This is a genomic window from Moorena bouillonii PNG, from assembly GCF_001942495.1.
In the GTDB taxonomy this organism is placed as follows: Bacteria; Cyanobacteriota; Cyanobacteriia; order Cyanobacteriales; family Coleofasciculaceae; genus Moorena; species Moorena bouillonii.
In genome coordinates, this window is record NZ_MKZS01000001.1 from 2,055,425 (window position 1) to 2,063,379 (window position 7,955).

Annotated in this window: 14 protein-coding genes and 2 pseudogenes; 4 read left to right on the forward strand and 12 right to left on the reverse strand. The window is 42.2% G+C overall.

Annotation, left to right across the window (positions count from 1 at the left end):
- Positions 1–58: 58 nt before the first annotated feature.
- Both BJP37_RS08550 and BJP37_RS08555 read right to left on the reverse strand, forming a co-directional pair.
- On the reverse strand, positions 59–364 hold the full coding sequence (locus tag BJP37_RS08550) for a helix-turn-helix domain-containing protein (RefSeq protein ID WP_075898002.1): 306 nt from the start codon (positions 362–364) through the stop codon (positions 59–61).
- Positions 357–713 (reverse strand): type II toxin-antitoxin system RelE/ParE family toxin, encoded by a 357-nt coding sequence (locus BJP37_RS08555; RefSeq protein ID WP_075898004.1) that lies wholly within the window; start codon positions 711–713, stop codon positions 357–359. Before BJP37_RS08555 ends, BJP37_RS08550 begins: the two co-directional genes overlap by 8 nt.
- A 159-nt stretch (positions 714–872) precedes the next feature.
- On the opposite strand from BJP37_RS08555, the gene BJP37_RS42315 reads away from it, so the two are divergent.
- The gene (locus BJP37_RS42315; RefSeq protein ID WP_229415246.1) at positions 873–1,049 is read left to right on the forward strand and encodes a hypothetical protein; all 177 of its coding nucleotides are present in this window, start codon (positions 873–875) and stop codon (positions 1,047–1,049) included.
- 85 nt (positions 1,050–1,134) lie between these two features.
- On the opposite strand, the pseudogene BJP37_RS44545 reads toward BJP37_RS42315, so the two are convergent.
- Positions 1,135–1,359, reverse strand: a pseudogene (locus tag BJP37_RS44545) (tetratricopeptide repeat protein); the annotation flags it as partial.
- 47 nt (positions 1,360–1,406) lie between these two features.
- On the opposite strand from BJP37_RS44545, the gene BJP37_RS08565 reads away from it, so the two are divergent.
- Positions 1,407–1,802, forward strand: a complete 396-nt coding sequence (locus tag BJP37_RS08565) for a helix-turn-helix domain-containing protein (RefSeq protein ID WP_075898008.1) — start codon at positions 1,407–1,409, stop codon at positions 1,800–1,802.
- 19 nt (positions 1,803–1,821) lie between these two features.
- Here the strand turns inward: BJP37_RS08565 and BJP37_RS35970 are convergent, their stop codons facing one another.
- The gene (locus tag BJP37_RS35970) at positions 1,822–2,028 is read right to left on the reverse strand and encodes a hypothetical protein (protein ID WP_143727527.1); all 207 of its coding nucleotides are present in this window, start codon (positions 2,026–2,028) and stop codon (positions 1,822–1,824) included.
- 51 nt (positions 2,029–2,079) lie between these two features.
- Here BJP37_RS35970 and BJP37_RS08570 point away from each other — a divergent pair, with 51 nt between their 5' ends.
- On the forward strand, positions 2,080–2,310 hold the full coding sequence (locus BJP37_RS08570) for a hypothetical protein (RefSeq protein WP_075898010.1): 231 nt from the start codon (positions 2,080–2,082) through the stop codon (positions 2,308–2,310).
- Positions 2,311–2,371: 61 nt separating this feature from the next.
- Here the strand turns inward: BJP37_RS08570 and BJP37_RS08575 are convergent.
- The 6 genes and pseudogenes from BJP37_RS08575 to BJP37_RS35975 form a co-directional block, all read right to left on the reverse strand.
- Positions 2,372–2,717 (reverse strand): annotated as a pseudogene (locus BJP37_RS08575) (hypothetical protein).
- 61 nt (positions 2,718–2,778) lie between these two features.
- On the reverse strand, positions 2,779–3,144 hold the full coding sequence (locus BJP37_RS08580; RefSeq protein WP_229415247.1) for a XisI protein: 366 nt from the start codon (positions 3,142–3,144) through the stop codon (positions 2,779–2,781).
- A gap of 9 nt (positions 3,145–3,153) precedes the next feature.
- Positions 3,154–3,582 carry an element excision factor XisH family protein gene (locus tag BJP37_RS08585; protein WP_075898012.1) on the reverse strand — a complete coding sequence of 143 codons (429 nt, stop codon included), beginning with the start codon at positions 3,580–3,582 and terminating at the stop codon, positions 3,154–3,156.
- Between the two features lie 46 nt (positions 3,583–3,628).
- The gene (locus BJP37_RS08590) at positions 3,629–3,970 is read right to left on the reverse strand and encodes a XisI protein (RefSeq protein WP_075898014.1); all 342 of its coding nucleotides are present in this window, start codon (positions 3,968–3,970) and stop codon (positions 3,629–3,631) included.
- Positions 3,961–4,371, reverse strand: coding sequence for a XisH family protein (locus tag BJP37_RS08595; protein ID WP_075898016.1), 411 nt, complete (start codon positions 4,369–4,371; stop codon positions 3,961–3,963). Before BJP37_RS08595 ends, BJP37_RS08590 begins: the two co-directional genes overlap by 10 nt.
- A 287-nt stretch (positions 4,372–4,658) precedes the next feature.
- Positions 4,659–4,877 carry a hypothetical protein gene (locus tag BJP37_RS35975; RefSeq protein ID WP_143727528.1) on the reverse strand — a complete coding sequence of 73 codons (219 nt, stop codon included), beginning with the start codon at positions 4,875–4,877 and terminating at the stop codon, positions 4,659–4,661.
- A 601-nt stretch (positions 4,878–5,478) separates the two neighbouring features.
- Here BJP37_RS35975 and BJP37_RS35980 point away from each other — a divergent pair.
- Positions 5,479–5,721, forward strand: coding sequence for a hypothetical protein (locus BJP37_RS35980; RefSeq protein WP_143727529.1), 243 nt, complete (start codon positions 5,479–5,481; stop codon positions 5,719–5,721).
- A gap of 91 nt (positions 5,722–5,812) precedes the next feature.
- On the opposite strand, the gene BJP37_RS08600 is transcribed toward BJP37_RS35980, so the two are convergent.
- Together BJP37_RS08600 and BJP37_RS08605 are read right to left on the reverse strand one after the other, a co-directional pair.
- A complete protein-coding gene (locus tag BJP37_RS08600; RefSeq protein ID WP_081431113.1) occupies positions 5,813–6,301 on the reverse strand; it encodes a response regulator transcription factor in 489 nt (162 codons plus the stop codon).
- A 509-nt stretch (positions 6,302–6,810) separates the two neighbouring features.
- Positions 6,811–7,749 carry a hypothetical protein gene (locus BJP37_RS08605; protein ID WP_198953988.1) on the reverse strand — a complete coding sequence of 313 codons (939 nt, stop codon included), beginning with the start codon at positions 7,747–7,749 and terminating at the stop codon, positions 6,811–6,813.
- Positions 7,750–7,955 lie beyond the last annotated feature (206 nt).

Genomic DNA, 7,955 nt, shown 5'->3' on the forward strand with positions numbered 1-7,955 from the left:
AGCTGATAGCTGATAGCTGATAGCTGATAGCTGATAGCTGATAGCTGATAGCTGAAAACTATAAAACTTTCGGGACGACTTCTACCTTCACTTCCATCCCTACTTTTCCTAGCAAATTAATTAACTTATCCACACTGAATCGACTAATTTCACCATTCATTAAATTACTAATCCTCGGTTGGGTTTCTCCCAAAAACTCTGCTGCCTCATTTTGAGTCCATCCCCGCTCCTGAATATAGGAACGTAAATCTAACATCAGATCCGCTCTTACCTTGAGATTCATTGCTTCTTCTGCCTCAAATCCCAAATCTTTAAATACATTGTCATCCCCTAACAGGACGTTGACGGTTTTTTCCTCAGTCATTTTTATGTTTATCCTTTTGTTCCTTTCTAAACTGAACCATCTCCTGATAACGCTTCTGTCCTAGTTGAATGTCCCGCTTTGAGGTCTTCTGTGTTTTTTTATGGAAAATATGGAGCACATAAATTGCCTCTTCAAATCTAGCGACATAGAAAATTCGATAGGCTTCTCCCGTCCAAATGCGAATCTCTTCAACTCCCTTGCCAATTGTGGGCATCGGCTTATAATCTGTAGGTTTTTGACCCCTTTGGATAGCTCTCAATTGAAAACCAGCCTTCCGCCGTGCTTCCTTAGGAAGATCCGATAATTCTTCTCTAGAAGAGCCAACCCAGTAAATTACTTTATTTGTCATTACCTTACCTCACCAAATATTATACCTGATTTGGCATAAAAAGACAACACTAGAAGAAAGTGCGTTCGCTTTTAGCGGCTCTTTTGGAGCATCGCTTTTTCGGAATGGAGGGAATTCGCGATCGCAAATTGGTATGATTTTTATCCCAATTACAGATTTATGCTGATCGGTAAGAGTGCTCGAAAATCCTGCTCCCTGTTCCCTGTTCCCTATTCCCTACTCCCTACTCCCTACTCCCTACTCCCTACTCCCTATTCCCTATTCGACGGTAAAGCACAGTTAGCCCCTTCCGGGCATTGCGAATACTGGGATGATGGGGTTCTAAAACTGGAGTAAGGATGCTGAGCGATTTGTGGAAAAAGCTCACAGCTAGCTTTAACTTGTCCAACTCGTTACTCTCTTCCGAGATCAGCCAAGCCAAGTCACTCAGGTACATTCCCACTTGAGGATGATTGTTGCCGTAAGTTGAGTTGAGGGACTTGATGCACTCTTGATACAATTCTATGGCCTCGGTCAAGCGCCCCAGGGTTTTGTAGGTCAGTGCCAAACTTGCTTTATGCACTGCCAGGTTAGGATGATTGGGACCGTAGAACTCTTCAATTACGTTAATCGCGTCCTGGTGAAATAGTTCTGCTTTATGATATTCCCCAGAATAGTATACTAAGGCAGACTAGGATAAGTAGAAATTGAAAAATGACAACTGGTTTAACCAACCCTAGTCCTTATTACCTGAAATTAATCACCGAATTTGCGCCCCGTCCCATTACCAATAATGCTGAATTAATCGCCACCCAACAAAGAATCAACGACCTATTAGATCAAAAACCGCTTAATCAAGATGATCAAGATTATCTCAGGGTATTAGGGATGTTAGTCTATGACTATGAAGAAAAAACTGAACAATTGCCCGAATTAACCGATGCAGAATTATTACAGACATTAATGGAAGACTATAATCTAACGATACAAGATTTGTTAGGTATTTTTGAGCAAGAGCAAGCGATTTTAGATATATTAAACGGAAAGCGTAAACTCAATTCTCAAGAAGCCTTGAAAGTGCGTAGGCTAAGCCCTAGCCCGTTGGGCTAATTGCACGTGTTGTAGTGGGTTATTCGACAGGATAAGTGACCAAAGCAATCGATAGGGCGTTGCTGAATCTTCCCATGAATAGGAGTAGATTGGGCATCCTGCCCGCCTGATAATATCTTGAAACTGGCATCCTGCCCGCCCGATAATAAGCATGAAACTGGCAAGATGCCAGTTCCACCCAAGATGCTGGTTCCACCCAAGATGCCCGTTCCACAAAACTATTCAAATCATTTCATTATTAAGCAATGCCGTAAATAGTTTAACCAACCCTAGTCTTATGACTCAAACCTTCACCACCCAACACCTTTCCCCAGAAGCGATCGCTCAGCTTGTCAAGTATTTGCCTGATTACATAAACGTTGCACTCCAGGAAAAGTCTACAGAATTAGAATGTTCCCTGGAAGCTACCATTGAAATGGCAATTTCCAACTTCCTAGACGAAGAAGCATTGAGCTTTGAGGATTGTCTACTCGCTCAACGTCTGAAAAATAAGAATCAAAATTGTTGATAAATAGAATAACTAAAGCGATTACGAATTTTTCGCTGTAACTGAATCCGAATGTAAACACTCACGCTGCCGTTGTCCCATTTTCTAAGCACAAAGAGTGTATATCTGGCGCGAGTTTTGAGAATGGTCAATTGATCCGCCTTTCCCAACAAGTCCTCTAACTCAGCCACCTCATCAGTGCAGAGCAATGATTCTACATTTCTCGCCACTAAATCATCCAAACGAGTTTGATCTGCCACAGCCAATTTACAACTTGCCAGTGCTTCTAACTCATCTACACTCAAACCAAGTAAACACTCCTCATCCCACCCTAATGGATTAGCGAGTCGAGAATAGGTGTTCCAATCCAATAAAACCCCAACTCGTTCTCCCTGTTCATTCGTGACATACTGTAATAAACTTGTCATATCAAAAACCTTATCTTAACCAAACAAGAATCATTATCACCTTACTGGAATGTTCCCTTTGCTATGCAATCCCATACCCAGTATGTTGACGAATATCAGGAGGATGAAAAGCAAGAACAATCCTATCCTTCGGTACTCCTGTGGCAACCAATTCATCCGTGATACCATCCTCAATCCCATCGTAATGAATCCAGATTTTACCATCGCGGATTTCAGCATGAACTATAGTACCATATACACGGCAATGGTTTTCCCAGCCTTCATGGAGCAGCATAAAATGATTGCAATCGCTACTGATAATTACAGAGGTGGTTACATCACCATAACGGTAAGGAAGATTGGCGTAATACTTTAAAATATTTTCTAGCGATGCAGCGCGGTCTTGGGGGTTTCCCCCATGAGCGACTGCATCAAGACAGGGTTTCACGCCATTGATCTAAGGGTTGATTTGTGGTTTCCATTGGATAATATCCTTAATTTTGGCATCAAAAACAAGTAATCGAAAACCAGGTTCTTCTAACAAAAGTTGTCCAGCTTCTTCCTGGAAAAGTGTTTTAAAAATATTGCGCTCTACTGCCATATAGATCTGCCGATCAGGCTCTCGTTTTTTCAGAATCCTACTATATAAAAAGAATTGTCCCCATGCTTTTTCAAGATCATTAATAGGAGAAGGACTCATAAAAGTTTTTACTTCAACAGCTATCTTTGTAGCACCTCTTTCCGCAGCGATTAGTTTTTCAGCACCTAAGTCAACTAGGACATTACGAGTACCAATTTTGAGAATCAGTGGATCATCAGTAATGCTCCAACCGTCTTTGATTAGGGCAGCTTTTACAGTATCATGATGAATATATTTAGCAGGCATTGAATAATAGTATTTTCGGGATTAATCTGTAAATCTATTCTAATCCTTAACCTATACCAAAACCGGTAAACTCACGTACTTCAGGTTCATGAAAAGCTAAAACAATATCGTGTTTAGGCACTCCCATTTCCACTAATCGGTTGGCAAGTCCCTCTTCCGTGCCATCATGCTGAATCCAAATTTTTCCACCCTTGATATCAACATGTAAAATACAGCCAAAATCACGTTTATTCCCACGCCAACCAACATAGAGCAGTTGGTAGTGATCCTGCTCTGTATCAAAGACAGTCTGAACCTCGTATTCTGGTGCAATTGTTTGCCGTGAAGCCCGTTGAGCACGTTGCGAAAGAAGATGTCGAATATACTGGCGATATTGCTCTACAGCCATTGAACAATTACCTCCTGTTTCACATCATAAATTACTAATCTAATCTGATAACGATCAACTGCTGCCATGATGAAGCGTCGCTGGAAAAAACTTTCATAAATTGGCTCTCGCACAGCCAAATAAAGCTGGCGATCGGGTTCAATCCTTGCCAGTGCATCTCGATAGTTTAGGAATTGCCCCAATGCCATATGAAAGTCAGAAACCTTGGATGGACTGATAAAACTTTTAACTTCAACAGCAATTTTCTGATTTTTTCGTTCTGCTGCTAATAGTTGCTCCGCTCCTAAATCAATCTCAAAATATACATCATCGATCCGAATTTCGTAAGGATCTGCCGTGATATGCCAGTTGTCTTTTTCTAAAGCAGTTCTCACAACAAAATGAAACCGATCTTTGACCATATCAACCTTCTCAGCATAGATCGTTTAACCTCGTCTACCCTAATTTAATAAACCTGGGGATATTGCAGTCTCTCCCTGCTGATTCGCACTTGTCTTGCACTCCTTCAGACATATCAGACTATTTAGAGGGCACTACATTATATTGTATATTATCCTTCTTCTGTCAAACTGGGGTCAAACCTTGATTTTTCGTAGGCTGAAATGACGCAAATTTGTTCGATTGTCCCAAAATGACAGAAGAGGAGTATAGCATTTACCAAATAGGCGAGGTACTTTTGTTCTGGGTTTTAGTGCCTAGGCGAAGCGTAGCCCTTTGGGCTAATCCCAGGATATTGTAGGGTGCGCCCTCGACAGGGTAACGCCGCAAGCGTAAAAGAGTAAAAAATTCCAACTCTTAACCAAACCAGCATCATTAGCACCGGTAGGTTGCTGAAAGGTTGGGATTGATGATCGTGATTGTCTTGATGCAGTCGCTCATGGGGGGAACCCCCAAGACCGCGCTGCATAGCTTTTCTGCCATTATGGAAGTAACTCCTACTTGGTTGGGAGGAAAACCGCGCTGGTAGTGATTAACGGCTACGACCAGCGCGGTTATTAGTTTTAGTCTGTACTTATAGTATACATAACTCCTCGAAAAAATGCAAGGGTTAATTTTTTTTAAAATCTTTATTTACAACTATTATTCTTAGCTATTTATAGACTCAGTTAGGTGTTATTTAATTTGACAGTATTTTTAAATTTACTGATATAAAAAGGGAGCTTATGATCTAAAATTAGGGAGCATAGAGTAGGTAAGAGTTAAAGTACTAAAAAGCCTGTCTACATCATTAGAATAAAATGCGAACGCGCCCCGCGTGACCTACGGTCAATCCCATAAGCGCGGAAGCTTCCCTTCATCGCGTAGCGGCTCAATGCTCGCCCATCGCATCCAGTGCTCGACAAGATCATGCGTTCGCGTAGCGGCTCTTTCAGAGCATCGCATCCAATACCCGTACCAGATCATGTGATCGCATCCAGTGCCCGACCAGATGATGCGATCGCATCCAATACCCGTACCAGATCATGCGATCGCATCCAGTGCCCGACCAGATTAAGCGATCGCATCCAGTGCCCGACCAGATTAAGCGATCGCATCCAATACCCGTACCAGATCATGCGATCGCATCCCATACCCTGACCAGATCATACGATCGCATCCAATACCCGTACCAGATCATGCGATTGACCGTAGGTCACGCTACGCGAACGCATCCAGTGCTCGGCCAGATAATGCGATTGACCGTAGGTCACGCTACGCGAACGCATCCCATGCCATACAAGATTATGGGTAACCATTCAGCTAATAGCTGACCGCTGACCGCTGACCGCTGACCCCTGACCGCTGACCGCTGACCGCTGACCGCTGACCGCTGACCGCTGATAGCAGTTACTCAGGCTATAGCTAATTCATTTCTAATTGCTGAATCAAAGGAGCACATTGATAAACCATAGCGGCTCGACTATCGACATCCAGCTTCAGGAAGATCCGACGTAGATGAGCAGAAACTGTCCATTCACTAATTTCAAGGTGTTTAGCAATTAGCTTATTAGACTGACCTGAGGCAACAAGAGTAACAATTTGTAACTCTCGTTCTGTTAAGAGACTAGCAAGATGAGATGTGGCGGAAGTAGTATTGTCTTGGAATTCTGTAATTGCATAAACTTTTCCATTTACCTCCAGATAACCAACTGCATTCAAAGGACAACTGCTTTGAGGGGTTGAATTAGAGCTAGACCCTAAACTAGGTTTAAATTCGTTGTTTGTTTCAAAAACTAAAAAACAAGAATTATTGATAAACAGCTTACCAATCACTTGATTCCCTAACTCTGATTCTAGATCTTTACTAGCTAGATCTTGACCATAAAGAGTAAGATTACGTTTTTCTTTCATAAGAAAAATTTCAAGTACCTATAGACATCCTGTTTGATTGATCAGCGGAACCTGGGGAAAGATAAAAGTAAGCTATCAGCTATCAGCTAATGCGCTACGGCTGACAGCTGACGGCTGACAGCTAAATCCTTACGCAAAAACTATAGCGCTGTGCGTAGGGAATAGGGAATAGGGAACGTCGGACCAGGGAATGATTGAGCTTCCCAAGACTGCGCTGCATAGCTTCGTTCCTTAAATTTGTCAACACCATTACACCGATTGCTATAACTATTCACAAATGATTTAGGAAGATCCGATCCATGGATGGTCTTACCCCCCTTCCATTTTGTTGAATAGGAATCAAAAAGGAGTTAAATTGTTAACAAAACTTATAGTGTGTCTAGGTTTTACAAATGAGTTGTAAAACTAGATGGTTATTTTTTCTAATCAAAAAAACGCTGTATTCCTTACTCCTGTTAGCCGATCCGGAGTTTTCTCTTCTCTAAAGGGTTTAGTTCTATGTTTACATCTCAAATGGAAAGACTATACCAGAACGCTTTAGTATTTATCCATAGATCCTCCTTCAACTCTGGGAAATTCCCCAAGTCTTCAGGATCACAGGCAACGTTATCGCTCCAAAACTCCTTAGACATCCTGTCAGATGCTGTAACTGCAGGTGTCACAAGATGTATAACACACAGATGAAGTCCTTCCCATAACAGTTTTGCCAGTCCGGTGTAAATCATCAACTGGCGTAAGTAGTCCGATTCCAAAGCTACAATTCGATCCTGCGGACTAACAAGTTGGCAAGAGATTCCCAAGTTTTCCAAAGCTTTGCAGATATCTGGAGGGCGATTATCACTAAAATCTGTAGGATTCTGATAGCTCAGTATAAAAGCAGAACCCAAACTCGCAGTTAGAGCTACAGTATCCCGGAATGACGCCATTAAAGTATCATTGGTCCCCTGTGACTGGTTAATGCGTCGATCTAATAAGCGTGCTAAATATTCCCATCGTGGCAAGAGCTTGGTAGTTGTACCTTTTGGCAGTAAAGACTCCCTGAGACTATCCCCCAGCCAGAATAGATTTAGTCCTAGCAAATCATTCTCGGTTTGTAATCCTTTCCACTCTTTAAGTGACCAAATCACACTCTCTAAGGTTGCTTTCTCCTGTTCAGATGCCTTTTCATTGAGAGTGCTTTTGGGAATAAGCAGTTCTGGTTGTTGTAAATAAAACTTAGTATTGTTAAGAATATGCCAAAGCTCTCTTGCTATCCAGAGTTCCATTATTTCTCCTAGCTGCTGAGCTATGTGGACTCCATAATAGGAGAGCGCTAAGGCTGGATCCAGTACACAGATCCATTGCTTGGAATCAAGTTGGCTGAAAAGGGGAGTTATCAGCATTTTAAAGACGTCACTCCCATTAAAATAGCAGTTTTTAGACCAATTCTGTAAATTACGGCTAGCCATCAATTTTATCTCCCCATCTCTCTATTTCCCCATCTCTCTATTTCCCCATCTACCCATCTACCCATCGTAAGTATTCAGCTATCAGCTATCAGCTAATGCGCACGCTACTTGAGGTGCTACAGATGGTGCTTTTGAATAAGCGATGCAGCGCGGTCTTGGGGAGGCAGCGCGGTCTTGGGGGTTCCCCCCGGAGACGAAACCTGTTT

What these genes read in the sequence shown, in the direction of transcription:
- BJP37_RS08565 (WP_075898008.1), top strand. Translation starts at nt 1,407, where the DNA reads ATGACAACTGGTTTAACCAACCCTAGTCCTTATTACCTGAAATTAATC.
- BJP37_RS08585 (WP_075898012.1), bottom strand. Translation starts at nt 3,582, where the DNA reads ATGCCTGCTAAATATATTCATCATGATACTGTAAAAGCTGCCCTAATC.
- BJP37_RS08550 (WP_075898002.1), bottom strand. Translation starts at nt 364, where the DNA reads ATGACTGAGGAAAAAACCGTCAACGTCCTGTTAGGGGATGACAATGTA.
- BJP37_RS08600 (WP_081431113.1), bottom strand. Translation starts at nt 6,301, where the DNA reads ATGAAAGAAAAACGTAATCTTACTCTTTATGGTCAAGATCTAGCTAGT.
- BJP37_RS08590 (WP_075898014.1), bottom strand. Translation starts at nt 3,970, where the DNA reads ATGGCTGTAGAGCAATATCGCCAGTATATTCGACATCTTCTTTCGCAA.
- BJP37_RS08570 (WP_075898010.1), top strand. Translation starts at nt 2,080, where the DNA reads ATGACTCAAACCTTCACCACCCAACACCTTTCCCCAGAAGCGATCGCT.
- BJP37_RS35975 (WP_143727528.1), bottom strand. Translation starts at nt 4,877, where the DNA reads ATGCAGCGCGGTCTTGGGGGTTCCCCCCATGAGCGACTGCATCAAGAC.
- BJP37_RS08595 (WP_075898016.1), bottom strand. Translation starts at nt 4,371, where the DNA reads ATGGTCAAAGATCGGTTTCATTTTGTTGTGAGAACTGCTTTAGAAAAA.
- BJP37_RS08605 (WP_198953988.1), bottom strand. Translation starts at nt 7,749, where the DNA reads ATGGCTAGCCGTAATTTACAGAATTGGTCTAAAAACTGCTATTTTAAT.
- BJP37_RS42315 (WP_229415246.1), top strand. Translation starts at nt 873, where the DNA reads ATGCTGATCGGTAAGAGTGCTCGAAAATCCTGCTCCCTGTTCCCTGTT.
- BJP37_RS08555 (WP_075898004.1), bottom strand. Translation starts at nt 713, where the DNA reads ATGACAAATAAAGTAATTTACTGGGTTGGCTCTTCTAGAGAAGAATTA.